The organism is Prevotella sp. tf2-5, assembly GCF_900115435.1.
Classification (GTDB): domain Bacteria; phylum Bacteroidota; class Bacteroidia; order Bacteroidales; family Bacteroidaceae; genus Prevotella.
In genome coordinates this window covers 137,836-164,379 of sequence record NZ_FOWK01000006.1, presented here as the reverse complement: position 1 = coordinate 164,379, position 26,544 = coordinate 137,836, and the positions used below count along the sequence as shown (strand labels likewise).

At 44.4% G+C, this 26,544-nt stretch carries 27 protein-coding genes and 4 tRNA genes; 24 read left to right on the top strand and 7 right to left on the bottom strand.

Features of this window, described 5'->3' with window-relative positions; translation table 11 throughout:
• The 7 genes from BM257_RS08310 to BM257_RS08280 form a co-directional block, all read left to right on the top strand.
• On the top strand, window positions 1–509 hold a 509-nt coding region (locus BM257_RS08310; protein WP_177216060.1), incomplete at its 5' end, for a sensor histidine kinase.
• 6 nt (window positions 510–515) lie between these two features.
• Window positions 516–1,703, top strand: coding sequence for a hypothetical protein (locus BM257_RS08305; RefSeq protein ID WP_092070954.1), 1,188 nt, complete (start codon window positions 516–518; stop codon window positions 1,701–1,703).
• A 149-nt stretch (window positions 1,704–1,852) separates the two neighbouring features.
• Window positions 1,853–2,125 carry a hypothetical protein gene (locus BM257_RS08300; RefSeq protein ID WP_092070951.1) on the top strand — a complete coding sequence of 91 codons (273 nt, stop codon included), beginning with the start codon at window positions 1,853–1,855 and terminating at the stop codon, window positions 2,123–2,125.
• 93 nt (window positions 2,126–2,218) lie between these two features.
• Window positions 2,219–2,665, top strand: coding sequence for a hypothetical protein (locus BM257_RS08295; protein WP_255405657.1), 447 nt, complete (start codon window positions 2,219–2,221; stop codon window positions 2,663–2,665).
• 57 nt (window positions 2,666–2,722) lie between these two features.
• Window positions 2,723–3,229 (top strand): hypothetical protein, encoded by a 507-nt coding sequence (locus BM257_RS08290; RefSeq protein WP_092070948.1) that lies wholly within the window; start codon window positions 2,723–2,725, stop codon window positions 3,227–3,229.
• Between the two features lie 2 nt (window positions 3,230–3,231).
• Complete coding sequence (locus tag BM257_RS08285) at window positions 3,232–5,277, top strand: AAA family ATPase (RefSeq protein ID WP_092070945.1); 2,046 nt, start codon at window positions 3,232–3,234, stop codon at window positions 5,275–5,277.
• A 52-nt stretch (window positions 5,278–5,329) separates the two neighbouring features.
• Window positions 5,330–5,848 carry a hypothetical protein gene (locus BM257_RS08280; protein ID WP_092070942.1) on the top strand — a complete coding sequence of 173 codons (519 nt, stop codon included), beginning with the start codon at window positions 5,330–5,332 and terminating at the stop codon, window positions 5,846–5,848.
• Window positions 5,849–5,889: 41 nt separating this feature from the next.
• Here the strand turns inward: BM257_RS08280 and BM257_RS08275 are convergent, their stop codons facing one another.
• Window positions 5,890–7,125 (bottom strand): ATP-binding protein, encoded by a 1,236-nt coding sequence (locus BM257_RS08275; RefSeq protein WP_092070939.1) that lies wholly within the window; start codon window positions 7,123–7,125, stop codon window positions 5,890–5,892.
• A 573-nt stretch (window positions 7,126–7,698) separates the two neighbouring features.
• Between BM257_RS08275 and BM257_RS15155 the strand changes: the two genes are divergently transcribed.
• The 4 genes from BM257_RS15155 to BM257_RS08255 all read left to right on the top strand — a co-directional run bounded on the left by BM257_RS15155 (window position 7,699) and on the right by BM257_RS08255 (window position 10,811).
• Window positions 7,699–8,043, top strand: coding sequence for a hypothetical protein (locus BM257_RS15155; protein WP_255405656.1), 345 nt, complete (start codon window positions 7,699–7,701; stop codon window positions 8,041–8,043).
• A gap of 6 nt (window positions 8,044–8,049) precedes the next feature.
• Window positions 8,050–8,745, top strand: coding sequence for a nucleotidyl transferase AbiEii/AbiGii toxin family protein (locus tag BM257_RS08265; protein ID WP_092070933.1), 696 nt, complete (start codon window positions 8,050–8,052; stop codon window positions 8,743–8,745).
• Between the two features lie 281 nt (window positions 8,746–9,026).
• The gene (gene dnaB, locus BM257_RS08260; protein ID WP_092070930.1) at window positions 9,027–10,541 is read left to right on the top strand and encodes a replicative DNA helicase; all 1,515 of its coding nucleotides are present in this window, start codon (window positions 9,027–9,029) and stop codon (window positions 10,539–10,541) included.
• A gap of 3 nt (window positions 10,542–10,544) precedes the next feature.
• Entirely contained in the window at window positions 10,545–10,811 is a 267-nt protein-coding gene (locus tag BM257_RS08255; protein WP_092070927.1) for a hypothetical protein, read from the top strand.
• A gap of 386 nt (window positions 10,812–11,197) precedes the next feature.
• Here BM257_RS08255 and BM257_RS08250 read toward each other — a convergent pair whose 3' ends face one another.
• Both BM257_RS08250 and BM257_RS08245 read right to left on the bottom strand, forming a co-directional pair.
• On the bottom strand, window positions 11,198–11,569 hold the full coding sequence (locus BM257_RS08250) for a HepT-like ribonuclease domain-containing protein (protein WP_092070924.1): 372 nt from the start codon (window positions 11,567–11,569) through the stop codon (window positions 11,198–11,200).
• Entirely contained in the window at window positions 11,562–11,855 is a 294-nt protein-coding gene (locus BM257_RS08245; RefSeq protein ID WP_092070921.1) for a nucleotidyltransferase family protein, read from the bottom strand. Before BM257_RS08245 ends, BM257_RS08250 begins: the two co-directional genes overlap by 8 nt.
• A gap of 674 nt (window positions 11,856–12,529) precedes the next feature.
• Between BM257_RS08245 and ftsZ the strand changes: the two genes are divergently transcribed.
• From ftsZ to BM257_RS08230, 3 genes are all read left to right on the top strand, one after another.
• On the top strand, window positions 12,530–13,801 hold the full coding sequence (ftsZ, locus tag BM257_RS08240; protein ID WP_092070918.1) for a cell division protein FtsZ: 1,272 nt from the start codon (window positions 12,530–12,532) through the stop codon (window positions 13,799–13,801).
• A gap of 4 nt (window positions 13,802–13,805) precedes the next feature.
• Window positions 13,806–14,396, top strand: a complete 591-nt coding sequence (locus BM257_RS08235) for a hypothetical protein (protein ID WP_092070916.1) — start codon at window positions 13,806–13,808, stop codon at window positions 14,394–14,396.
• 143 nt (window positions 14,397–14,539) lie between these two features.
• Complete coding sequence (locus BM257_RS08230) at window positions 14,540–16,612, top strand: PP2C family protein-serine/threonine phosphatase (RefSeq protein WP_255405655.1); 2,073 nt, start codon at window positions 14,540–14,542, stop codon at window positions 16,610–16,612.
• Window positions 16,613–16,624: 12 nt separating this feature from the next.
• Here BM257_RS08230 and BM257_RS08225 read toward each other — a convergent pair whose 3' ends face one another.
• The 3 genes from BM257_RS08225 to BM257_RS08215 are packed head-to-tail and all read right to left on the bottom strand — an operon-like array spanning window position 16,625 to window position 19,288.
• On the bottom strand, window positions 16,625–17,722 hold the full coding sequence (locus tag BM257_RS08225) for a TlpA disulfide reductase family protein (RefSeq protein WP_092070913.1): 1,098 nt from the start codon (window positions 17,720–17,722) through the stop codon (window positions 16,625–16,627).
• Window positions 17,723–17,728: 6 nt separating this feature from the next.
• Entirely contained in the window at window positions 17,729–18,667 is a 939-nt protein-coding gene (locus BM257_RS08220) for a ribose-phosphate pyrophosphokinase (RefSeq protein ID WP_092070911.1), read from the bottom strand.
• A 12-nt stretch (window positions 18,668–18,679) separates the two neighbouring features.
• Window positions 18,680–19,288 carry a thiamine phosphate synthase gene (locus BM257_RS08215; protein WP_092070908.1) on the bottom strand — a complete coding sequence of 203 codons (609 nt, stop codon included), beginning with the start codon at window positions 19,286–19,288 and terminating at the stop codon, window positions 18,680–18,682.
• A gap of 110 nt (window positions 19,289–19,398) precedes the next feature.
• On the opposite strand from BM257_RS08215, the gene nspC reads away from it, so the two are divergent.
• The 9 genes from nspC to gldE all read left to right on the top strand — a co-directional run bounded on the left by nspC (window position 19,399) and on the right by gldE (window position 24,313).
• Window positions 19,399–20,520, top strand: a complete 1,122-nt coding sequence (nspC, locus tag BM257_RS08210; RefSeq protein WP_092070905.1) for a carboxynorspermidine decarboxylase — start codon at window positions 19,399–19,401, stop codon at window positions 20,518–20,520.
• Window positions 20,521–20,614: 94 nt separating this feature from the next.
• Window positions 20,615–21,442, top strand: coding sequence for a hypothetical protein (locus BM257_RS08205; protein ID WP_092070902.1), 828 nt, complete (start codon window positions 20,615–20,617; stop codon window positions 21,440–21,442).
• Window positions 21,443–21,673: 231 nt separating this feature from the next.
• A tRNA-Gly gene (locus BM257_RS08200) sits at window positions 21,674–21,746 on the top strand.
• 49 nt (window positions 21,747–21,795) lie between these two features.
• Window positions 21,796–21,877, top strand: a tRNA-Leu gene (locus BM257_RS08195).
• A 23-nt stretch (window positions 21,878–21,900) separates the two neighbouring features.
• Window positions 21,901–21,984, top strand: a tRNA-Leu gene (locus BM257_RS08190).
• A 20-nt stretch (window positions 21,985–22,004) separates the two neighbouring features.
• Window positions 22,005–22,077: transfer RNA gene (locus BM257_RS08185), tRNA-Gly, on the top strand.
• A gap of 34 nt (window positions 22,078–22,111) precedes the next feature.
• Window positions 22,112–22,651 (top strand): hypothetical protein, encoded by a 540-nt coding sequence (locus BM257_RS08180; protein ID WP_092070900.1) that lies wholly within the window; start codon window positions 22,112–22,114, stop codon window positions 22,649–22,651.
• 11 nt (window positions 22,652–22,662) lie between these two features.
• Entirely contained in the window at window positions 22,663–23,010 is a 348-nt protein-coding gene (locus BM257_RS08175; protein ID WP_092070897.1) for a single-stranded DNA-binding protein, read from the top strand.
• Entirely contained in the window at window positions 22,982–24,313 is a 1,332-nt protein-coding gene (gene gldE / locus BM257_RS08170) for a gliding motility-associated protein GldE (protein WP_092070894.1), read from the top strand. Before BM257_RS08175 ends, gldE begins: the two co-directional genes overlap by 29 nt.
• Here gldE and BM257_RS08165 read toward each other — a convergent pair.
• The gene (locus tag BM257_RS08165) at window positions 24,280–25,494 is read right to left on the bottom strand and encodes a clostripain-related cysteine peptidase (protein ID WP_177216058.1); all 1,215 of its coding nucleotides are present in this window, start codon (window positions 25,492–25,494) and stop codon (window positions 24,280–24,282) included. The two genes, gldE and BM257_RS08165, sit on opposite strands and share 34 nt — an antisense overlap.
• A gap of 125 nt (window positions 25,495–25,619) precedes the next feature.
• On the opposite strand from BM257_RS08165, the gene BM257_RS08160 reads away from it, so the two are divergent.
• Window positions 25,620–26,540, top strand: a complete 921-nt coding sequence (locus BM257_RS08160) for a 2-dehydropantoate 2-reductase (RefSeq protein ID WP_255405653.1) — start codon at window positions 25,620–25,622, stop codon at window positions 26,538–26,540.
• Window positions 26,541–26,544 lie beyond the last annotated feature (4 nt).

Sequence of the window (26,544 nt, the reverse complement as noted above, 5' to 3'; positions counted from 1 at the left end):
ATGTAGGAGAGAATACCGATGCTGTTATCGATGACTATGTAGGAGAGAATACTGATGCTGTTATCGATGACTATGTAGGAGAGAATACTGATGCTATTGACGACCATGTGGTTGAAGATGTATTAATGAACAATAAAAATCTTTCTAAGGTTCCGTTGCTTTACATAGCACCAAACGATATACAGCGAGCAGTGAACAATATTATAGATAATGCGAGGAAACACGGCTTTACTGATTCAGAAACCAATGACAATAAGATTGAAGTCCGTTTGTCTATTGACAGTGAGCAGAATATGTTTGTTATAGACTTCCGAAATAATGGAAAGCCTTTACCAGAAGGCATGAACAAGATGCGTTATGGCATTAAGGGAGAGAAAGCAGGTAAGACAGCTGGTTCTGGCATAGGTGGTAGCTATGTTAAGAAATTCGTAGAGCACTATGGTGGGGATTATGACATCTTTATGGAAGATGGATGGACTGTAGTAAGAATATATTTACCAATAAAATAATAGAGTATGGGATTAAACGTTATTTGGATTGACGACAAGAGTAGAGAAAAAACTGGTTTTGCCTCAATCTTTATTAGTAGGTGTGAAAAACGTCATGGAATTTATATCTCTCCTTTTGAATTAGCTGTTGATGGTATATCATATTTAGAGCAAAATATAGACCAGTTTCAAGCTGTCATATTGGATGCAAAAGGATGGCATGACAAAAAAGATGCTACAACAACAACTTATGGTATGCATGAAGCGATAAAAAGACTAGAAAGATTGGCATACAAAAAATATGTTCCATATTATGTGTTGACTGCTCAAGGTGACCTAGTCGGTGATGAAGAGTTTGCGTATTCTGTTGGAAAAGATAAGGTTTATTATAAATATAGTTCAGATGATGTTGAGAGATTGCTTAAACAAATAGAAGATGACGCAAAACATAATAGTCGGCTACAAACAAGGGTCTATTATCATGAAGTATTAGATTATTTGGAATCAACCAATAAAAATACTAGTGAAATTCTTTTAGATATTCTGGAAGCCCTTCATTATCCGAAGGACAATTCGAAATTTAATCCTCTTTTATATTATAATCAGCTTAGACAGATTATAGAGAATCTTTTTAGTGAAGCAAATAAATATAAGATTATACCAGATGAGTGCTTCCAAAATAACAAGGTTAATATAGATCAATGTTATAGATTTTTGGTTGGTAACGATTGCGAAATTCTTGAATTGCGTTATGGAAATTCTGGAGAAAGTATTACTCCTAAGCATATTGCAGATATGTTATCGATGATATTATATTTAGGAAATATCAAATCACATTATACAAAACTCACAGATAGAGACAAACTAAAATTAGATAGTTATTTAAAAGATGAGGTTGGGAAATCACACTATTTAATCTATAGCCTAACTTTTCAAGTATGCGAAATCATTATCTGGATGAAAGACTATATCAAGGAACATCAGGATATAAAATCAAACTTGCAAAAATGTAAAAAATTGAATTACCCAAAGGGGATTGTTGAACCTATTGATGGTATTACTGATTTCTATCAAATTGGTGATATATATTGTATTGAGTCTGGTATCGTGGAAAAAATGGGATTGGTAGGAAAAACTATCAAGGTAATTAAATATATTCCTAACCCTAACAAAGAGTTGAACTTCCCATTCTTGGTTAAAAGAGCTATTCCATAAAATGGTTCCAAGCAAAACGGAACCATTCGCAAGGTTGTTTTTCTTGCAAGGTTGTGAAAATCGCCTTAACTTTGCAGCGTCAATCTCTGAAACCACCCCAGAGTTGACGCTGCAAAACGTTAGTGGTGGGACCTTAATCAGAATAAACTATGATGAACCTGATTCAGATGACAAGTGAGGGCACAGCCCAAGTTAATAACCTCTATGAAGAAATGCAAATTGAAGATTTGATATGCCAGGGGGAGTTGGATTATGTTGAGCGACAGATGCAGATGGAAGATCTTTTGTGTTCTGCAGAGGCAGAAGCAATTGAGCGAGAAATGCAGATGGAAGACTTTCTGTGTACTGCAGAAGCAGAGGTCATTGAACGACAGATACAGATGGAGGACCTTCTGACACAGACTGGATATGGGTGGAGATAACTGAACAACCCATTAAAAGCGTCAATCTCTGAAACCACCCCAGAGTTGACGCTGCAAAACGTTAGTGGTGGGAACTAAAACAGGATGAATACTATGATGAACACAGCACTACAGACCATCGCAACCAAGGCTCTGCCAGCACTCTCTGGTGAGCAAGTGACCTACAACGCAGCAAAGAACGTGTTTCTTTCGAAAGGATACACAAGTGCAGCGGGTAACATGTATTACAAAGCCATCCGTCTGTCGAACAGACTGATGGTGTACTATGACCTCGGGCAAGGGTATCTTCATACCTTCCTGAATGGTATCAAGCTGTATTGCTTCGATGGGCAGAGGGCAACACTGATCGCGCAGAAGTACTGGGGTGGCAGCGACTACCGCATCTTCAACGAGTACTTCGCCAAAGAGCAGAGCATCCTGATGCTGAAAGGCTTCCTGGAAGGTCAACTGAAATTACAGGGAGCGCGTGTCAGCGACCAAGAACTGGCTAGCTTCGCAAGAGGCATGGTAGAGGAGACCCAACGCAAGCAGTTAGCCTAAGGTCAACTGCCTGTGACATAGGATAACAAAAGTTTAACCATTAAAAACGACTAGACTATGGCAACATTGACCAAAGCTATCAACAAGAATCTGTTTGACAGTATCCTGCCAACCTTCGGCAGTCCACGCGTTCACATACCAGTATGGGATGACAGCCAGAAGATGTTCATCTGTGATGAATACGAGAGTAGTAACGGGCATCGCTACTACCTTGGCATCCGTTTTTGCGATCGGATTGTCATCGTAGAGAAGGTGGGACTCTACCATAGCTGGACCTACATCGACAGTATTGAACTCTATGCTTTCAATGGTCAGAAGATGGAGCTCATCCAGAAGCGCGACTACGATAAGGTGTTCCGCAATGAGGAATTTATCCGTCAGGAGTCGGAGCAGATGGTGAAGGATTACCTGACTGGTATCATGAAGACTCAGCGGATCAGCACTCCAAAAGAGCAGATTGCAGTACAGGCCTCTGAACTGATCAATGGATGCTACAAGAGTTTCCTTGATCCAGACTTCAACACACGTTTAACCCAGATACTCCCCAAACTAGAACAGCGATAACTATGGAGAACATGATCGACACACAGAACAAGCAGCAGGTGATGGCTTTCGAGCTGATTGCCAACACCAACAGTAGTTTCTTCCTTACAGGTAGGGCAGGAACAGGTAAGACGACTTTTCTGCGCAATGTGCAGAAGATGGTGGATAAGCAGTTTATCACACTGGCTCCTACTGGTGTGGCAGCTATCTTGGCTGGTGGTGACACCATTCACTCGTTTTTCGGACTACCAATGGATGTCTGTACTCCTGGCACATTGGGTAAGATGAACGAGGCAAGGATCTTGACGCTCATCCATACGGACACCATTATTATAGATGAGGTGTCGATGGTACGTTGTGACATCATTGATGCCATAGACTATACGATGCGTAAAACACTTCGTTCTTCGTTGCCTTTTGGTGGCAAGCAGATGATCTTCGTAGGTGATATGTTCCAGTTGCCCCCTGTCCTGAAGAAAGGCGTGGAAAGCGATTTGATGCATGACCTTTATCATGCCGATGACTGCTTTTTCTACAAGGCAGATGCCATCAAGCGCATGCGTGTGGTGAAGATTGAGTTCCAGAAGGTCTATCGTCAGGAAGATGAGGTATTCCTCAAGATTCTGGAGAGTGTTCGTCTGAACAAGACAACTCCTGAGATTCTGATGCGTCTAAATGAGCGTGTGTGCCAGCCAACAAAAGAGGATGGTATGGTGATTACGTTGGCTTCTCGAAACTGTACTGCCGATTCGGTTAACCAAAAATGTCTGGCAGAGATTGAGGCTGAGGAATACACTTATGAGGGAACTGTTACAGGAAAGTTCGAGGAAAAGCGATTCCCTGTGGATATGACCTTGAAACTGAAGGTGGGTGCTCAGGTGATGTTCACTCGCAACGACCAGCATAAGCGTTGGGTGAATGGCACCATTGGAACGGTAACAAAACTGGCAAAGGACGAGATACAGGTAACTACTGGTGGAGCTACCTATGTAGTGCCTAACTGCTCCTGGGAGTCGTATAGTTATGAATACGACAAGGAAGAGCGAAAGATGAAGAAGGAGCTGATGGGAACCTTTACGCAGTATCCGCTTCGATTGGCTTGGGCTATCACTGTACACAAGAGTCAGGGAATGACTTTCGACAAGCTCTATCTTGATTTGAGTAGAGGGATGTTTGCTGCTGGTCAACTATATGTGGCATTGAGTCGTGTCCGTTCGCTTGATGGTTTGTTCCTCTCACGTCCTATCATTCCTCAGTATGCTCATACGAGTCGTGAAGTGTTGTCGTATGCCAGTGGCTATAATGACGAGCATGTCATCAGTAATGAGATAGAGAGTGGCAAGGCAGTCTATCAATTGCTTGCCCACCATGACTATGATGAGGCTGCCAAGCAATACCTGATGTTGGTACAGAAGAAGGCTGCAGATGGTGACATCAAGGAAGCCATGCAACAGGCAAAACGATTCCTTGACACAGTCATCTGTGACGAAGAGCTTTTCGGATGTATTGATGAGGTACCTGAAGAATTGATAGCCGCAGATCATTGGGCACCTAAGTTCCTTGTTGCTTTGCTAAGCCTCTATGCAGGAAAGTATGAGCAGGCTTTGGCTTATGCAGATAGTGTGCTGTCGCAACATCAGTGTCAAGAGGTTCTCTATGTGAAGTCTCGCTGTCTTGCAAAACTTGAACGCTATCAAGAGGCTGATGCTGTGAACGTACTGATGGGCGATGTCTTTGACATGTCAACTCCTGATGTGAAGGTTCTTTACATGATTGCTATGCTTAATGAGTTGCATATTGGAGATCCTGGACTGAATCTGATGCAGGAACTGTTAAAGGCAAGACCTAAATACGATAAGGGCATTCTTTCACTTCGTTACCTTATGAAGCGTAAGGGGTTGTCGCTGGTGAAGGCATCGGATGATCCTCGTGAGTTAGTGGATGATTTTAACTCAGACATCACTGAGGAGGAGTTTGCTCAGAGGCTCCGAACGGCACATGAGAAGGCTCCAAAGGCTGTTGAATACCTGCTTCGGTTGATTAGAAAACAGGTATTCACAGACGAGTGAAACGTGACAAATAATCAGGAAACAAGAATATCAACTACATAACTAAACTACTATGACAAACACACACAACAACGAAGACAAACAGAAGCTTTTGAAAGAAGTGAAGGAGAAGGTTCAGAAACTTAAGGAGTATGGCATGAGTGAGAAGGAGATAACCGCTCTTTTTCATACTGAACAGCCTTTGCTTAAACTGTTCATCAGCAAGAACTACAAGATATTCCTTGGTGATGAGCGCAAAGAGGTACACATGGAACCTCTGGTGAAGGCGGTGTACTTACTGTTTCTTAAGCATCCAGAGGGGATCGCTTTTAAAAATCTGCCTGACTATCGGGAGGAGTTGACGAGGATTTATGTGAGGTTGAAGCCCATGGGAATGAGTGAGAGGGTGGTGCAGAGCATCGAGGATGTGACGAATCCTATGTTGAACTCCATCAATGAGAAATGTGCTAGGATTCGTGGTGCCTTTATTGGTCAGTTTGATGACCATCTTGCCCGTCATTATTATATCGATGGCTTACGTGGTGAGCCTAAGAAAATCACGCTCCCTCGTGATTTAGTTATCTGGGAATAAAAGAGGGTTGATGGAAGATGTAAGATGGCTGAGGGATGATTTTAGTTGGTCAAAAAATCAAAAATGCCCATTACTAGAATTCCCTCTTCATTATAATTTGACCGATAGCGATCGCCAGCAATTATCATTTTCTTGAACCCATCAGGTACTTTCAATAATGAAGCCTGCTCCTGATCCACCTTTTCCTTGTCCGGCAATGCATAAGCAGACTGGATATAGATGCGTTCATCATGACGATTCACTACGAAGTCAATTTCCAGTTTGCTACGTACATTTCTGCCTTCTGCATTACGTTTGATGGTCTCAACAAGTCCAACATCCACGCTATATCCTTGCTTTCGTAATTCATTATAAACTACGTTCTCCATGATGTGGTTGTATTCTATCTGGCGAAAATCAAGGATAGCGTTTCTAATGCCCAAATCCTCAAAATAGTATTTTGTTTCTGTGCCGATATACTTGCGTCCTTTCACGTTATAACGCAACGCTTCATTAATGATAAACGAATCTTGTAAATGCTCAAGATAACGCGAAATAGTGTTGGACCCTATCTCAATGCCAACAGCAGACTTGAACGTGTTCGCAATCCGTCGCACATTAGTACTTGAGCCAATGCTAGAGGCTAATATGCGTATTAGCTCACGCATACCATCTGAATTCTGCAGATGATGACGTTCCAATACATCTTTCAGATATACAGTTTCGAATATCTCACGCAGATAGTTTTGTTTCTCTGCAGGTGTATCAAACTGTATCACTCCAGGAAGCCCACCATATAAATAGTAAGTCTCTAATGCGGCAGCCTTTTCACCTCCTACAGCTTCATAATACTCGCCAAAACTCAATGGATGCACACGAATCTCCCAGCCACGTCCCCTAAATTCTGTGATGACATCCTTCGACAGGAATTTCGCATTCGAACCAGTCACATATACCTCTGTGTTCTTGACGTGAAGATATGAGTTCAGCACGTCCTCAAACTCAGGTACCAGTTGAATCTCGTCCAGTAGAATGTAATATATCTCATTATCCGTTATCTGTTTGTCGATGTATTCCAATAACGCATCGGGGTTTCGTAACCGCTTGTTCCTACGGTCTTCCAGATTCACTTGAATGATATGACTCTCCTGAATTCCTTTTCCTATTAGGTAATCATGAAAGATATTGAAAAGCAAGAAAGACTTACCGCATCGACGAATACCTGTAATCACTTTAATCATCCCATTTCCTTCTGCTGAGACAAGTTGTTGTAGGTATGTTTTACGTTCAAAAATCATATTTTATGGAATATTTTTGTAGCAAGCTACAGATTTTTGCCACAAAGATACACTTTTTTCTTTATTACACAAAACATTTAACAATATTTTTTGAACAAAGAAGAATAGGGGTAATAGTCCTGAAACGATTCCAAGAAGATTGCTCTTCCTCGTGATTTAGTGGTGTGGGAAGATGATGGCTGATGTAAGATGGCTGATGGAAGATGGGTGATGTACAAATCTGAAATCCTTAATGACAAATGACCTTAATGACCTTCATGACCACTTTTTAGTAAAAAGTTTGGTTGTTTCAATTATTATTTGTACTTTTGTGAACTGAAAATACTAATTAATCGTATTATGGGGTCACAAATCAATCTACTTCAGGTGGTCTTGAGCAGTCCAAGAACTGTATTCACAATACAGTCTTTACTGATGCTGTCGGGACTTGACGATAGCAAGAGGATTACGAAGTCATTACACTATTACACCAATGATGGCAAGATACTCAATCCAAGAAGGGGTATCTATACTAAACTGAAATATGATGTTCAGGAAATGGCTTGTAGTTTATTCCGTCCGTCGTACATTTCCATGGAATATGTCTTGCAGCGTGCAGGCGTTGTATTTCAATGGGATGACTCTATAACATGTATCAGTTATTTAAGTCGTACCGTCGAAATTGACAATAGATTATATCAATATCGCAAGATAAATCCTGAATTGTGGATTGGAATGGAGGGCATTGAACAGCGTGATAATATTGCCATCGCTATTCCTGAGAGGGCTTTCCTGGATATGATGTATCTGAGTTCAGGTAACTGTTATTTCGATAATTTGCGCCCTTTGTCTGTGAAGATAATACGTGAATTATTGCCTCTCTATCGTTCCACAAAACTCAATGAACGCGTTTCTAAATTGTTGAATATAAAACTCTAATTAATCATGGATAAGCAAAAGCACAAATTATATATGGCACAAATCCTAAGCCTTATTTTCAAGGACAAGGACTTATGTAATATCTTAGGTTTCAAGGGAGGCACTGCACTCATGTTTTTTCATAATTTGCCAAGATTCTCTACCGATCTTGACTTTAATCTTTTGGATATGAGTAAACAAGATGTTGTGTACAATAAAATTCGCCAGATATTGTTGCGGTTCGGCACTATCGACGACGAAGCCAAGAAACTTAATGGACCTGTCTTGGTGCTGGATTATGGGAAAGGTGAAAGAATGTTGAAAGTTGAAATATCTAACCGACAATACGAGAATCATTATGAGACCAAGAACTTAGCAGGAACTGACATCCGCGTGCTAACAATTCCCGATATGTTTGCTCACAAGTTATGTGCTATGGGTGAAAGACTTTCGCCTCGTGATGTCTTTGATGTCTGGTTTTTCTTGCAGCAGATACATGCCAGTATCAATGAAAACATTATCAAAGAACGTACAGGCAAAACTGTTGTCGAATATGCAGCGTGGTGCTCACAGAGAGTACGCGAAGCCAGTCCTAAATTGTTGATGCAGGGACTTGGTGAGGTTATTGATAATACACGAACTAAGAACTTTGTAAAGACTAAATTAATAGAAGAGACTGCTCAGGCTTTGGAATTGTTTGCCACATTTCCACAAATTACTTAGCATATACGATGCCGCAGCCTCCGAGGTGAAGGCTCCAAGCCCCATACGTAGTTCTCTATAAAAGAGAACCTACTATGGGGGCTTGGGGAGGGACCTTCACCGAGGAGCCCATGGAAGATGGATGATGGATGATGTAAGATGTCTGATGGAAGATGTATGATGTCTGATGGAAGATGTATGATGTAAGAGATAATTTTTTCATTTTCACAAGCCTTGCGGGGCGAAATTGCTTGGTTGCAAATAGGTAAAATCCTATCTTTGCAATCAAACAATTTTATATTATGACAGATCAAAAGAATCAATATACAAGGAAACAGGGTAGGAGTGGACAACAACCCTTGGACTTTAGCTTAGCACATGTGATGCCGCAGGCTCCTGATATGGAGAAAGCTGTGCTGGGGGCGTTGATGATAGACAAAGATGCCTATCTGGAGGTGTGTGACTTGTTGCGTCCAGAGAGTTTCTATGAGCCAAGGAACCAGATGGTGTATGAGGCTATCCAGCAACTCAGCATGGAAGAGAGTCCCGTGGATGTGCTGACAGTAGTGGACAAACTGGAGAAGACTGGACGACTCCTTGAGATAGGTGGTCCTGGCTATATCGCAGAATTGAGCTCGATGGTGGTCACGTCTGCCAATATCGAGTATCATGCCAGAGTGGTGGCAGAGAAATATCTGTCGCGACAGATGGCTCACTATGTCAGTGTCATCGGAAAGAAAACGTTCGATGAGACCTACGATATCAAAGATGTGATTCAGGAAGCGGACAGCCAGCTTCTTGAGATTTCTCAGAAGAGCGTGAAGAAGGACTATTCTGTGTTGGGTCCGATAGTCAACCAGGCAGTAAAGATCGTGGAGGCCGCCTATGCGAATAAAGGAGGACTGACGGGTATCTCGACAGGTTTCTATAAACTCGATGATATGACGTGTGGATGGCAGAAATCTGATCTGGTGATCATTGCCGGACGACCTGCTATGGGTAAGACGGCTTTTGCCCTCTCGCTGGCGAAAAATATAGCGGTAGACCAGAAGATACCAATGGCGTTCTTCTCCCTGGAGATGACGAGTGTGCAACTGGCTAACCGCCTGATGGCGAATAATTGTCAGATAGAAGGACATAAACTGATGAGCGGACAGTTAAAACGTGATGACTGGGAGAGACTCGACAAGCATCTGAATAGTCTGTTGGAAGCACCATTATATGTAGATGACACGGAAGGTATTTCTGTGATGGAACTAAGAACGAAGATACGTCGGCTGATTAAGGAGCATCACATTGAGTTGGTGATGGTGGACTACCTGCAATTGATGACTGCCAGTGGTATGAGGTATAATAACCGTCAGGAGGAGATATCTCTGATATCACGTGCCTTGAAAGGGATGGCGAAGGAGTTTAATATCCCAGTCATCGCTTTGAGTCAGTTGAATCGTGGGGTGGATACTCGTGAAGGACCAGAAGGGAAACGTCCTCGGCTCTCTGACCTTCGAGAGTCAGGAGCCATCGAACAGGATGCGGATATGGTGATCTTTCTGCATCGTCCAGAATACTATGGTCTCTATCAGAGTGAGGATGGTTCGATAGACTATCGTGGAAAGGCTGAGGTTATCATTTCGAAACATCGTAAGGGCGCCGTAGGTATTGTCATGATGGACTTCAAAGGGGAATATACTCGCTTTGAGAATGAAGAGGATAATAGGATTGGTAATCGTCCGCCAACAGATGGTGGAGAGATCATCGGCTCGTCTATGAATAATATGCCTTTCCCGCCACCTGAAACTCCTTTTCCTAATGCCTAAGCTATGACGATAGAGGAAATTCTGAATAGAGTCGTTTTGTTGGGCATTCCGCTACAGATAGAATATTGTACTCGGAATGGCAGGGTGTTCACTTGTGAGATTGAGAACATCGAATATTCCCAATACTATGGTGGTGGCTATATCATAGGTTATCGAAAGGATATCAGGGCAGACCGGACTTTTAAGATTAGTAGAATCCAGAAAGTCAACGGTCATTCTTTCACAAGAATCTACTGGAATCAATTAGGTGATCATTTTAATAAGATTTGAGATTATTTTGTATGTAAAGCCTAAGCTAAGACAACAGAGGAAATTCTGGATGAGGCTTATAGTAATGCCTCCCATGCCCGTTCCCAGTATCTGTTATGGGGGTATTCCAGTATCTGTTATGTCTGATGCTAAAGGCTGTTATACCCCCATAGGAGATACTGGAATGCCTTTTTACGGATACTAGAAAGAGTATGTGTCATGAGTGTCATTAAGGTCATTTGTCATTAAGAGTTTGAAAATGGTGGTTTTTGGTTAATAATAATATATATTATATATAATATATATTATTATTATATATATTTTAGTAAAATCCGAAATCCTTAATGACAAATGACCTTCGTGACCTTCATGACCACTTGCCTTCTTCCAAGGAGGGGAAAAGTAAACTATTCTATATCAGAAATCATTTTCTCTACAACAGGAGTCATATGTGGGATGTCTTCTTCTAAAGTTTGAAAAACAACATCTGTGTCTATCTCAAAATAGTGATGGGAAATTTTATCGCGGATTCCCATCACGCCTTTCCAATATACCTCTGGGTAATTCTTTAACAATTGACCACCTGTTTGCTTGTCCAAGCCTTTGACTGCCTCACCCAAAGCTATTAGGTTCATGCAAATAGCATCAAGTCTCATCATTCCATCAGAAGAGCACAAAAAATCATTTGCTGTTTTTACTGCAGCAGTCCTTTCTTTAATTAGGTCTAACATTGCCTTCATTTTTTGAAGGCTATCAAGTACGATTTCTTTATCAAACATAAATGCCGTCTCTTAAGATCCTCTGTCTAAGTAAACTGTTCATATTTTCACGAATACGAACCATATCTACTTTACAGCCAAACAATTGTTCAAGTTCTGTTTGAATCATGTCTAAAGTAAGAAATGACGGAGCCTTCCCCTCATAACAAATATCGACATCACTGTCTGTTGTTTGCTCGCCACGAGCTACAGATCCAAAGATGCCAAGTTTCGTTATGCCATACTTTTTTTGAGCCGTTGGTTTATAACGACGCAATAGACTTAGTATTTCTGATTTAGATTTCATATTTCTTTTATATTGGTGCAAAGATACAACTTATCCTTGATTGTTGCAAAGAAAATAGAGAAAAAGTTCATATTCAAAAATATTTATGTTGTTTGACTTCGATGAAATCTATGCCACAGAAGGAACAGGTGATGTGGGAAGATGATGGAAGATGTATGATGGAAGATGGATGAGTAAGGATGAGTAAGGATGTGACAGGATGAACCAGGATGTTCATAGTTGATTTCTCGGAATGATATATCTTTGCCATCGTCGAGAGAGATACTACCGAGCGACAGTTAGGTACCGACAAAGCAGGGGTTTCCTACCGACAAACTATGTGTTTCCTACCGACAAACTATGGGTTTCCTACCGACAAACTACAGCCTTCCTACGCATGGACCAGGCAAGAGATTGAAGGTTGACTCAAAGGAAAATGAGTTCTTTGACTTCATGTTACTTTTTTCCTATTTTGTTTGGTAATTACAGATCCGGACTGAGGGCTCCGATGAGTTCCTGATTGCATTCTTCTTGAAGACAGCCATTAATCGCATGAAGAGCGAACTGGCACAGAAGCGTAAGAACTCTCTTCCCACTATGTTCTTCTAATCACTAAAAATCACATTTCCGCAAGGCTTGTGAGAATTTGGAAATGTGAGAAATCTTTGGTATCTTTGCATTCAAAACAGAAAGATATGGGAAGAGAAGAAGATAATAGGTCTTTGTTGGAGTTTTATGCCCCCATCGAGGACCAGATGCAGAACATCATCAAGGTTATTGGTGTGGGAGGTGGAGGCTGTAATGCTGTCCGCAATATGTATAATGAGGGGATCCAAGGAGTTTCTTTCGCTGTATGCAACACGGATAGTGCCTCGTTGAAGAACTCACCGATACCTGTTAAGATCCAGCTGGGTGAAGGCTTGGGAGCTGGTGCTCGTCCGGAAGTTGGTAGGGCAGAGGCAGAAAGCAGCATTGATATGATAGAGCATCTGTTGGAAGACCAGACGAAGATGGTCTTTGTAACAGCCACAATGGGAGGTGGTACTGGTACGGGTGCTGCTCCAGTGATAGCCCGTGTCGCCAAGGAGAAGGGTTTGCTGACGATAGGTGTGGTGACCATTCCTTTCTATTTTGAGCATCGCCGGAAGATTATCAAGGCGCTGAAAGGTGTCGATGAGTTAAGAAAGAATGTGGACGCCTTGTTGATTGTCAACAACGAGCGGCTTTGTGACATCTACTCAGATACGAATATTTCCTTAAAGAACGCCCTCGCAGAAGCGGATAATGTATTAAAGAATGCTGTCAAGGGTATTTCTGAACTGATCACAATCAGCTCAGAAGGGAATATCAACCTTGACTTCCGTGATGTGGAGACGACGATGCGAAATGGGGGTGGTGCCATTATGGCGATAGGTAGGTCGAGAGGTGACCATCGTGTAGAACGTGCCATTATTGATGCGCTGGATTCTCCGCTGTTGCACGGGAATGATATCAGCAGGGCAAAGCGGATCTTATTCAACATATACGCCAGTGAGGAAAATCCTATATTGATTCCTGAGATGCAGGAGATTGATGATTTCTTCGATCAGTTGAATCCTGATGTGGAGGTGATATGGGGTACGTCGACTGATGACTCCTTAGGGGAGGACGCGAAAGTGATTATCCTTGCCACAGATATGAATGATGAGGTCGAAGAGAAACCCAAAACTTGCGTGACCACGGATGATGAGTATTATGAGGAACTGATCAAGGAGCTGTATAAGCCGTTGAGAACAGAGCAACCTGCAGAGGTACCCAGAGAGGAGCCTATAAAGGAAGAGCCTCCCTTTGTCGTAGCTCCTGTGGTAGAACCGGAGCCCGCTCAAGAACCTGTTGCTGACGAGCAAGAAGAACCGAAATCTGTGGTCAGCAGGATGAAGAGCTGGTTGAACAGGCAATTAAATATGTTAGCTCAAGACGAGGTGTAGTGATATGAGTCATCAGATAGTGACACCAGAGGAGATGGCTACAGAGGTCAAAAGACTGGTAAGCCAGCTTCATACAATAGGTCGTAATGACTTGTTGTATAAGGCTATTGGTGGTTCCTTGTTGGAGGAGCTGAAACTGGAAGCGGCAAAGAGTCGTTTGAGCCGTTTGCTGATCACGTCTGAGTATCGGTTTATATTAATGGACTACCAAAACAAGGAAATAGAGTTGCAACCTGTCCATAAGGCTGTTTATTTGTTGTTCTTGGCACATCCTGAGGGAATCGAGTTCAAACAACTGTGTGATTACAGGAATGAGTTGCTGGGGTATTATATGGCAACAGCCCGTCTGATGGATAAACAGGCTATCATAGACAGTGTGGACATGCTTGTGGACCCGTTGAACAATTCCATTAATGAGAAATGCTCAAGAATTAAGAGTGTTTTCCTTGGTATGATGGATCAGTATATGGCAAGTTTTTATATTGTCAGCAGTCATACCCGGAAACACATAGCGGGTTCTAACAGGATCTGGTATGAGCGTCTGAAAGTCATCACCCTTCCTCGTGATTTAGTGGTGTGGGAAGATGATGTATGATGTAAGATGTGAGATGTATGATGTAAGATGTGAGATGTATGATGTAAGAGGGAAGAGGTAGTCATTATTAAAATTGCGGGATGCAAATTTGTATAATTGAAATATTGTTATTATCTTTGCCCGCAAAACCATAAAACTTAAAAATGAAACGTATCAACAACCTTAACTCACTAGCACTCGTGACTGTGTTGGCGATTGTTTTGATGACGGTATCATCGTGTCGTCATAGTAGGAGCAATGACAGTAGTGTGAACGCCTCTGCAAACACTAAACTCGATCATGATGTCGACAGCATTATCTATGCGTCGACCATCAAGGGTGACGAGGAGCGTACGCTCCATTTGATAGACAGTTTTCTGAATGCTGGTCGCATGAACTCGATGTGGGCTGATATGTTACGGTCGCGTCTGTATGTCGCCTGTGACAAACATGCTGACGCTTCCGAATATAGACAAAAGGTGGTTGATGCCTTTGTAGAAACAGGTAAAGAGCCGATACTGTATAGTCGTGCTGTCGTCTCGCTTGCCAACTATATGGAGGTCAACGAACGCTACGAGGAGGCTCTGCGCGTCCTGCTTCCTGCTGTCAACTTCCTGAGGGACAATCCTGACGTCTCTGCCCTTGTGAAAAGTCTGATGCACAATGTCATCGCCGGTTGTCAGATTGCCCTCAACCGTATTGACGAAGGTCGTCAAAGCTACGAGGAATCCTATCGGTGCTTGCAGCAGTATAAGAAGGAGAAATACAACGCTAAGGATTTCATGCAGGCTGTCATTTCGTGCTATAACCCTGTCGTTGCCTTTGCGGGACTTGACATGAATGACGAACGGCTGAAGTGGGTGGAACGTTGTGACTCACTGTTGACGTGGTATCGTGAGCAACCAAATGCTGATGTCGAATTCTTGGACGTGCGGGATGGAGAGCTCTCTGTGTCACGGGCAGAGATACTGCTTGCTCAAGGCAAGTCCGCTGAAGCCGCCAAAGCCTTTAAGCGCTTTCGGGAGACCGACTATTCGAAGACTCCTGAGGGTCAGATCAACTCTCTGAGTTATCTGAGTAAGACAGGGCATTATTCCGAAGCTGCCGACATCTATCAAAATATCGACCAATGGCTTGCTGAATGGGAAGAGGAGATCAACCTTGAAGTGATAGATAATTATTACCGTCCAAAGTTCCAGACAAACCATCTGGCAGGTCGCAAGGACAGTGCCTATGCAGTAGCTGTTAAGATGAACGATATGCTGCATCCTGCTATTGTCGAGCAAAAGAACAACGATGCCGCCAAGCTCGCCACCATCTATGACACGCAGGGTAAGGAACGAAAGATAGCCCAGCAGCAGGCTGAGATCCAACAGCAGCGCATCGTAGGTCTGGTGATAGCCATCATCCTGCTCACGATATTCTTCATCATCTATACGTTGGTACGTCGTCGTGCTGCCAAGCGTCTGGCAGAGATGAAGGCAGCCCGTGAGCGTATGGAGTCAGAGCTGCGTATTGCCCGTAGCATCCAGATGTCGATGGTGCCCAGTCATTTCCCCGATTATGAAGGGCTCGACATGTATGCGTCGATGACACCTGCGAAGGAGGTCGGTGGCGATCTCTACGGTTATGTGCTGCAGGGTGACAAACTCTATTTCGCCCTTGGTGATGTCAGCGGAAAGGGTGTTCCCGCTTCGCTGTTTATGGCACAAGCCACACGACTCTTCCGCACGCTGGCTATACAGGGTATGATGCCTGCTGAGATATGTTCGAGTATGAATGATGCCCTCTCTGGGGAAGACAACGAAAGCGGTATGTTCGTTACCTTCTTCCTCGGTCTCGTCGATCTGAAGACTGGTCATCTCGACTTCTGCAATGCAGGTCATAATCCACCCGTTTTGGGAAGTGATAAGTGCTGCACCGATGAAACCTGCAATTTCTTAGAGATGGTTCCCAACGCACCTATCGGACTTTTTCCTGGTCTGGAGTACGAAGGAGAAGAGGTGGACAATATCAAGGGCTGTTCACTCTTTATCTATACCGACGGACTCAACGAGGCAGAGAACCGTCAGCAGGAGCAGTTCGGTGACGACCGCTTGCTCGACATCCTGCGTACCAGCCGTTCAGAAAATGCCCAACAGCTTGTTGAGATGTTGGCAGCCGAAGTGGAACAACATCGTGACGGTGCCGAACCCAACGACGATCTCACGATGATGTGTATACGTATCAAGGGATAAAACAGAGCAGTATTATTTCAGTTGTTCTGCGATAAACTGTTCCAGTTGCTGTGCGCGGAGACCACGACGGAGGATCTTTCCGTTCTGGTCGACAACGATGGTGTGGGGGATACTGGTGATGTTGAACATCTGTGCGGCAGCATTCTCCCAGCCTTTGAGGTCGCTCATCTGTGGCCATACGATACCTAACTGGTCGGTAGCTTGTTTCCAGGCATCGCCATCCTCGTCGAGAGAGATACCCACGAAACCCAGTCCTTTGTCTTTGTAGTTCTTGTAGATCTCCACCATCAATGGTGTCTCCTTTCTACAAGGTCCACACCAGCTAGCCCAGAAGTCGAGGACAGTGATGCGGTTTTTCCTCACCTCACTCATGATACTCATGGGAGCCCCCTCGATAGACGGCATGGTGAAGTCTTCGATGACGTTCCCTTCCTCCGTCTTAGCAGCGTTGCCGATCAGTTGCTCCATCTCTTTGATGGTACTCCGCTGGCGCAGTTCCGCAGGCATCATCTTGATGAGGCGCAGACGCTCTTGGTTAGGAATCACCTCCTCAGGGAATGAGGTCAACAGGAAGTAGCCCAGTTCGTTATTGATGTTACGCTCTGTGAAGCCGAGCACAGCCTTGGCATGACGCTGGTTGAGTTTCTCAATCTGCTCCATGGCTTTCTGTTGCTCCTCCTGTGTCGCATTCTCATTGGCGAACACTTTCTCCGCGATATTGTTGATCTCCTTGCCAATCACCATGGTGGAGTCTGTCATACGCTGCCACTCGTCATTGATGGCAGTGCCACCGACACGTGAGCCTCCGGGTGTCTTCGACAAGAGGATCTTGATTGTTCCCGGCTCGATGAAGAACGGGATATTCAAAGCTTCCTCGTTCTTACTGTAGATCAGACAGAAATATGTGGAGTCTGTCTCGCCGCTGAGTTCAAACCGTCCGTCCTTGACAATGATGGTATCACGGGGAGTCCCTTGCTGGAGGTCGGTGGTCAGGAAGAGCGTGTCTCCCTGTACGTCCTCTACCGTACCTTTGATCTGGTACGTATTAGACTGACAGGCAGCAAGCGTAAAGCCTGCTGCCGCCATGATAAGTATGGATTTGATCTTCATTATTTATTATATAATGTATTGACTGGAGATACTCTCGTTATTGATGACACGACGGATGGTCTCCGCAAACAAGTCGGCGACACTCAGCTGTTTCACCTTGGCACAACGCTGGGTGTAGGGGATAGAGTCGGTAAAGACAATCTCCTCCAGGGCGGAAGCCTGGACACGCTCGCTGGCAGGACCGCTCATCACACAGTGGGAGGCACAGGCACGAACTGTCTTGGCACCAGCAGCCTTCATGATGTCCGCAGCCTTGGTAATCGTGCCGGCTGTATCCACCATATCATCGATGATCACCACGTTCTTACCCTCCACGTCGCCGATAATCTGCATAGATGCCACCACATTGGCACGGGCACGTGTCTTGTTACACAATACCAGCGGGCATCCCAGATACTTGGCATACGTATTCGCACGCTTGGAGCCACCAACATCAGGAGAGGCGATCACCAGGTCGTCGAGCTTCAGGCTCTGCAGATAAGGTATGATGACATTAGAGGCATAGAGATGGTCGACGGGGACATCGAAGAAACCCTGGATCTGGTCAGCATGCAAGTCCATGGTTATCACACGGTCGACACCAGCTACGGAAAGCAGGTCGGCTACTAGTTTGGCACCGATACTGACACGAGGCTTGTCCTTACGGTCCTGACGTGCCCATCCGAAATAGGGGATAACGGCATTGATGGTACGTGCGGAAGCTCGTTTTGCCGCATCAATCATCAGCAACAACTCCATCAGGTTGTCGCTGGTGGGGAAGGTGCTCTGTACGAGGAAGATATCACGTCCACGGATGGATTCCTCAAAAGACACAGCAAACTCACCGTCAGAGAATGTGGTAATCTGCAATTCTCCAAGCGGACATCCTAAACTTTGGCAGATTTTCTCTGCGAGGTACTTCGTGGCAGTACCGGAAAACACCATGTAGTTCTTGTTTGACTTCATATTTGTTTTAGATTATCCAATTATTTTCCTTAGTTTCTCAAAATGTGTGATCAGCGCCTTGTAGTCAAGTTCCTGATGGATATTGAAACGGTTCCAGAGGTCGCCGCATATCACGACACCACCAAAGCCGAGGTCTTTCGCAACCCGTATGTTGTCGATGTTCATCCCTCCCAGTGCGTACACATGGCGGTCTATCAGTCCACGTCTTGCTGCCTCTTCCAACTCATTGGCGGTGAAGGACGACTTGTTCTCGGCAAATGTCTGACTGTCGAAGATGTTCTTCAGGAACACATAATCCATGTGACGCTTCGCTTCCTTCAAGTCTTCTATCTTCCGGCATGTGCAGCTGATCTTCCCTTTGTAGCCATTGGGTATGGAGACACTGTCGTTGTCGATATGAATACCTCTCAGCTTATATTCCTCTTTTAGATAGAAATGGTCGTGAACAACGATTTTTGAGTAGTATTCGTCCGACAGGAGTGTCAGCAATCGCTCCGCATACATAGGGGAAGAGCCGGGCTTGTACAGATGCAGGCAATCCAGTCCCTCCTCGAAGAGCGATGTCAATATTTTGTCTTCCTCCACGAAAAACGTGGGTTGTGTCATTACGATGAGTTTCATTTCATTCAATCTCAATTCTTTTGCAAAATTAATAATTTTAATGGAATAATGCAATTTAACCACAATAAAAAGTTATCTTTGCAGTCGAAAAATGATTATTCATCAAAAAAATGGATTTCAAGACACCTATTTATATTATAGAGGAAGAGAAGTTGCGCCGCAATTTATCGTTGATACAAAAAGTGGCGGAGCGGACAGGCTCGGAGTTCATCCTGGCGTTCAAAGCCTTTGCGTTATGGAAGACATTCCCCATCTTCAGGGAGTATATCCGTTCGACGACGGCAAGTTCCTTGTCGGAGGCAAAACTAGCCTATGAGGAGTTTGGCAGCAAGGCGCATACCTTTTCTCCTGCTTATACAGATGAGGAGATCGATGAGATCGTGGCTTGCTCGTCGCATCTGACCTTCAACTCGTTGTCTCAGTATGAGCGTTACCATCATCGTGCCGCTATGTGCTCGATAGGTCTGCGTGTCAATCCGGAGTATTCTGAGGTGGGGACCTTATTGTATAACCCCTGTGCCCCAGGTACCCGTTTCGGAGTCACTGCGGATAAGTTGCCGCAACAACTCCCCTCCGACATAGAGGGCTTCCATTGTCATTGCCATTGTGAGAGTGGGGCGGATGTCTTTGAGCGTACCCTCCAGCATATCGAGGAGAAATTCTCACCCTGGTTCTCGCAGTTGAAGTGGATCAACTTCGGCGGGGGACACCTGGTGACCCGTAAAGACTATGATATCGACTTGCTGGTAAGGATCATGGAAGGTTTTCACCAGCGTTATCCCCATCTGAAGGTGATTTTTGAGCCCGGCAGTGCCTTTGCCTGGCAGACAGGTCCGTTGGTGTCACATGTGGTGGATATGGTGGAGGACAAAGGTATCAAGACCGCTATCCTGGATGTCAGTTTCACCTGTCACATGCCAGATTGTCTGGAGATGCCCTATTTCCCCGATGTCCGTGGAGCCGAGCATGTGGAGGAGGAAAAGGGTGACTGCGTCTATCGCTTAGGCGGTAATAGCTGTCTCGCCGGTGATTTTATGTGTGCTTGGCGTTTTGACAAACCGTTGGAGATCGGACAGGAGGTCATCTTCGAGGATATGATTCATTATACGACGGTGAAGACGAATACTTTCAATGGTATCACGCATCCAGCTATCGGCATGCTGCACATGGACGGACAGTTGGAAATACTCCGAAGATACGGCTATGAGGACTATCGTGACCGTATGGATTAAGTCCTCTCATCCGTTTTTTTCTTCGTTTTCTTTGTCATTTCAAAAATAATGCGTATCTTCGCAGTCGTTAACTAATAACGTAAAGACCAGAACAATGAAAAAACTATTGACAGTCATGGCGTCTATCATGTTGGTGGCATGTGGATCCCAAACGGAAGAAGACGGACTGACACTGAACTCCAAATTTGACGGGACATGGAATATCCATGAGTCTTTTGAGCGTAATAGTGACGGCTCTATCGTCTATCATGCCATCCCTTGGGGCGGTCTGGTGGGCTCCATGCGTGAGCGTAACCTGCCTGTCGACTGGTCAAAATATGAGTCTCTCAGTGTAGAGTTTACCGAACCTACCACGGTGGGAACGCAGTTGATGATATCTAATAAACTGAGGGTTTTCGGAAAACCCGGAATCACCACTGTTACCTGCTATTTCGACGGACAGGATGTCAGTCAGGTTGACGAGGTCGCCATCCAGTCGGCAGACAGCAGTACTCTGAAGATCAAACGAGTGTATCTCACGCCAGGTTCTACTGTCTGGACATCAACACCCTTGTGGGAAGGTAACTGTGTCTTTGGAAACTGGGAAAACGGTTTTATCGTTGATAAGGAGAAGTTCTTGGAAGCTGAGCCAGGTGACAAGTTGGAGTTTATCTATGAGGCAGACACGAGTGATCCTAATGTGCAATATTGGCAGTTCAAGACCATCTATAATGGTACTGACAAGACCCTGGAAGGCAATGCCGATCAGTTGAACGAATGGGGTTGTTGCTCTGTAGGAGAGTCTGGTGTGCTCCGTATTCGTCTGACAGCGACAGATATCAAAGAGTTGCGTAAATACGGTATGTTTGTCAATGGTTATTACAATAACGTATCGAAAGTCAATCTGTTGAAGAAAGGCTATACCCAGAAAGAAACCTATTAAATTTAATAAGGTGAAAGGGGTGTTTTCCTCCAAGAAAACAGACAAAAGAAAACTTTTTCATAAAAAAAGTGCCGAAAACTTTGTCAATTCCGAAAAAAGCATTACCTTTGCATCCGCAATCGAGAGAGATGCCTGAAGAAAATGCGGAATATCCGTGCAAGTGAGAGCAGAAAAGCTTGTTTTTATGCCGAGTGCAGCCGGATATGTCGATTGGATTCCGAAAGAATACAAGCGGAAATAGCTCAGTTGGTAGAGCACAACCTTGCCAAGGTTGGGGTCGCGGGTCCGAGTCCCGTTTTCCGCTCACTTATTGAACAAAAAAGAGCGTTAAGGAAAGGCCTTAGCGAAATAATGCCCAGGTGGCGGAATTGGTAGACGCGCACGTTTCAGGTGCGTGTGCCGCGAGGCGTGCAGGTTCGAGTCCTGTTCTGGGCACTCTTTTTTATTCATGATATGCTGGAGAGGTGGCGGAATTGGTAGACGCGCTACTTTGAGGGGGTAGTGTCAATTGCGACGTGGGAGTTCGAGTCTCCTCCTCTTCACATAAACTTTGACATTTATTGCGGAAATAGCTCAGTTGGTAGAGCACAACCTTGCCAAGGTTGGGGTCGCGGGTCCGAGTCCCGTTTTCCGCTCTTTTTTTTATTTTGGAAAAACCCAAACTATTCTATGAATTTTTACTTAAGATATTTTGATAAGGAGGTTCTGGTTGATAATGTTGATGATGCTATAGCCTTTCTTGCTGATATACCAGAGATAGGTATGAATCCTGTACTTGAGGATGATGTCCGTTCCTATTGTACCAGTGATGTATACTATCCTAAGCGTTATAAGGTTCGTCCACGTGTATATTTCATTATTATCAAGACAGATGCCCCTACGATGCTTGACTTTAAAGAGAAACGTGCCATTCATCCATCATTAGAGAGGATAGAGAAACCGATGGCTCCTGCCTTGGTTCGTCTGAATGAAGAGCTTTTTGGCTGGTATGAGGGTTCCCTTGACTTCAAGCGTGTGTTGATGGTTCCTGGTACTGGTAAGTTCCAGTATCGTGATACCCATTTCGTGGCTCAATGTAAGGCGATATCTGGTATGGACTGCTATAACCGCATCGTGGAATACCTTCGTGAACGTGTAGATGAGCGCAGTCAGTTCCCTTCCGCAAAAGGAAAGAATTTCAAGTTCCGTTTCCTTGGATTTTGTAAATAATACTTGTTTTTATGAATAAGGTGATGCTGATAGGTAATGTCGGTGCCGACCCAGAGGTGCGTTATGTGGAGCAAGGGGTTGCTGTGGCACGTCTGCGACTGGCGACGACAGAGCGTGGCTATACGTTGCAGAACGGCACACAGGTGCCTGACCATACTGATTGGCATCAGGTCATCTTATGGCGTAAACTTGCTGAGGTTGTGGAGAAATACGTCCATAAGGGTGACAAACTATATATAGAGGGCCGTCTTCGTTATACCACGTATGATGACAAACAAGGTCAGCGTCGTTATGTAACGGAGATATGGGCGGATAATATGGAGATGTTGAATGGAAGAAGTTCTACGGACAATCAATGATATTCAAGTGATGGCACCAAGTCTTGGTGCCATGATTGCTCTTATTCTTGCATGTGTTTTGTTGCTGTTTTCCGGCTATGCCTCTGGCTCGGAAATAGCCTTTTTCTCCCTTTCACCTACTGACTTGAGTGAGTTGGAGGAGGAGAAGACAGAGTATGACCGACTGGTGTTAAAACTCCGGGAAGAGTCGGAGCGCACACTCGCCACGATCTTGATTACCAATAATCTGGTAAATGTCACGATTATCATGTTGCTGAACTATTTCTTCGCACAAGTGATAGACTTCGGGGATGCTTACTGGATTCATTTCCTGTGTCTCACCGTCTTATTGACATTCCTGTTGTTGCTTTTTGGTGAGATTATGCCGAAGATATACACCCGTCAGCAACCACTTCGTTTCTGTCGTACCGTCGTAGGTGGTATTCTTTTCTGTCGTAAGCTTTTTTATCCTTTTGCTACGGTATTGATGAAGTCTGGTATCTTGGCGGGAAAAGTAGTGCAGAAAGAGAACCATGTGTTAAGTGTGGACGATCTGGAGCAGGCGCTGGAGTTAACAGACAAGGAGGATATCAAAGACGAGCAGCGGATGCTGGAGGGTATTGTCCGCTTTGGTGACGAGACGGCGAAGGAGATCATGACCAGTCGCCAGGATGTGGTCGACCTTGATTTCAAGTCGTCATTCAATGAGGTGCTGAAATGTATTGTGGAGAATAACTATTCCCGTATCCCTGTCTATCAGGACAATAGTGATAATATCCGTGGTATTCTGTATATCAAGGACTTATTGCCCCATCTTCGTAAACCGTCTAACTTCAGATGGCAGTCATTGATACGTCCTCCGTATTTCGTACCAGAGACGAAGAAGATTGACGACCTGTTGCGTGAGTTCCAGGAGAACAAGGTGCATATCGCCATTGTGGTTGACGAGTTCGGCGGTACCAGTGGTATCGTGACATTAGAGGATGTCCTCGAGGAGATCGTGGGTGAGATCAATGACGAGTACGATGAGGACGAGAAGAGTTATGTGCGTATCAACAGTAATACCTTCGTATTTGAGGGTAAGACCTTGTTGAGTGATTTCTATAAGATCCTGAAACTTGACGATGAGATTTTCTCAGAGGTAGAGGGAGACGCAGATTCCCTGGCAGGATTACTGCTGGAGATCAAGGGTGACTTCCCTGAGTTACATGAGAAAATCAATTATCTCCATTTCACGTTTGAGATCTTGGAGATGGAGGAACGTCGTATCTCTAAAGTCAAGGTGGTTGTTCACCAGCCGAGTTCCGACCAGCCCACAGCATGATACCATGCCGTCTTCTTGATACCTTCGTTGTACTTGAGCAGTGTGTGGTCATATCGCTCTAAAGGAACGAACATGCTGACACCTCCGAAACGCTCCTCTGTCACCTCAAAGTCGAAGACCAGTGTTCCTGACACTTGCCATTTAGTACTCATCTTCTTATAGACGACAGCTTGGTTGAAGGCTTTTAGCCACTGCTGGTAGTCCTCTTGCTCGGCATGGCGTAGCAGGAAGTCATTCATGTCATACATCACATGCTCATTAGGATCAGAGACTTTGTAGGTGTAATAATAAATCAGATGATCCGTATTGATGGGTGTGTTCGCAGTGTAAATGTTATAAAGAATCTCCTTTGTGGCACTTGCCAGTGCTGGCAGCTCCTTCGTCTTGATGGCAGAGATAGGCAGATGTCCATCCTCTAGATCTGTTTTGTTATAATAATCATCACAGATCTTGGTATACATCTGAACATCATCGTACAGGAAGAGGTCGGGAATGATCTTCTCATAAGGAGCACCGTCGCCAGGAATACCAGCGGGCGAGGCGATATAGTATTCTGTATGTTTTCTCAGCTCATACGCCACCTCCACGTTCTGCATGTTACAGCAGTCAGCGAAGATGAACTTGAAAGAGTGGGGCAGTGCTGCCAGGACAGTACGCAGCGAGGGGATGTTCATCCACAGTCCGTTGTCGGAGACTTTATTTCCTCCGTTATCCACAGCGATAGCTCTTCTTGAAGCTACAGAGTCATTCATGATGACCCAACCATTGCCATGCCCCCAGAGCACGAGTCCGTAGTCGTTGGCTGGATAGCTGGTCATCACCCTGCTAATCACCTCTTTCATATTTTCAGGGTCAGAGGTGTAGAAATCGCTATTGTATTTATGGATGGTGTCCGCAGGTTGCTTCTCATCATCCTTCAGTCGTATGAGGAACGGTTTCTCCTGTGAGTTAGCACGGTCCACAAAAACAATCAGGTTATCGTATTTGGAAATCTTCTTCACGCCCTGTATCATCTCGTTGATGTCACTCTGGGCATTCCCGCTTAACGTGTTCTCCGCAGCCATATAAACAATGACCGTCCTTTTGGCGGGCTGGGGACTTTCTCCACCGTCGTTACTGGAACAAGCGACAAACAATAGTGTGGAGACTAACAGAAACAATGTTTTTTTTATTTTTCCCATAGGTGATGATTTCTTTTTCGTATCATTATATGATGCAAAGATACGATTAAAAAGTGAAATGGCAAAGATTTTTCTCATTTCCTTTTGTGTTTTACGTACTTCATTGTATCTTTGCCACATAAAACATGAGAATGATGGATTATACGGTGATAGGAGCAGGAGCCATAGGCGGTTACTATGGCTGTCGATTGGTGAAGGCAGGAAAACAGGTGAGGTTTCTGTCGCATTCAGACTATGAATATGTAAAAGAGCATGGGTTTCAGGTAGACTCCTGTGACGGCAGTTTCCATTTATATCCTGTTGAGACATACGGTGATTCCAGGAAGATGCCCAAAGCAGATGTCGTGCTTGTCGGGCTGAAGTCTATTAACAACCACTTGTTGAAAGAGATGTTGACACCGATACTCAAGGAAGATACAGTAGTGGTGCTTATCCAGAACGGTATCGGACTAGAGGAAGATTTGCAGAAAGAGTTCCCGCATCTGTATATTGTGGCAGGTCTTGCCTTTATCTGTTCCAACAAAATAGAGCCAGGACATGTCGTACACCAATGCTATGGATCTATTAACTTCGGCAACTACTCTTGTCCTGACGAGCGTTTCCATGAGATTGTCAAGGATTTCCAAGAGGCTGGTATTGAAGTAGCGGAAGTCCCTTATCTGGAGGCACGATGGCGCAAGGCAGTATGGAATATGCCCTTCAATGGTATGACGGTCGCCCTGAATACCTCTACGGACAAACTGTTGAAGAATCCTTCCACACGCCAGTTGATCTACGACCAGATGATGGAAGTGGTAGGTGCTGCCAATGCGTTGGGTGTCAGTACTTTGACCAGTGCGTTTGCGGATAAGATGATGGCAATGACAGACGCGATGGTACCCTATAGCCCTTCAATGAAACTCGATTTTGATTTTCATCGTCCGATGGAGATTTATTACCTCTATTCCCGTCCTATCGTCGAGGCAAAAAAAGTCGGCTTCGAGATGCCGAAATTAGCAATGCTCGAAGCCGAGTTGAGATTTATCGAAGCTGGCTATAGACAATAGCCGT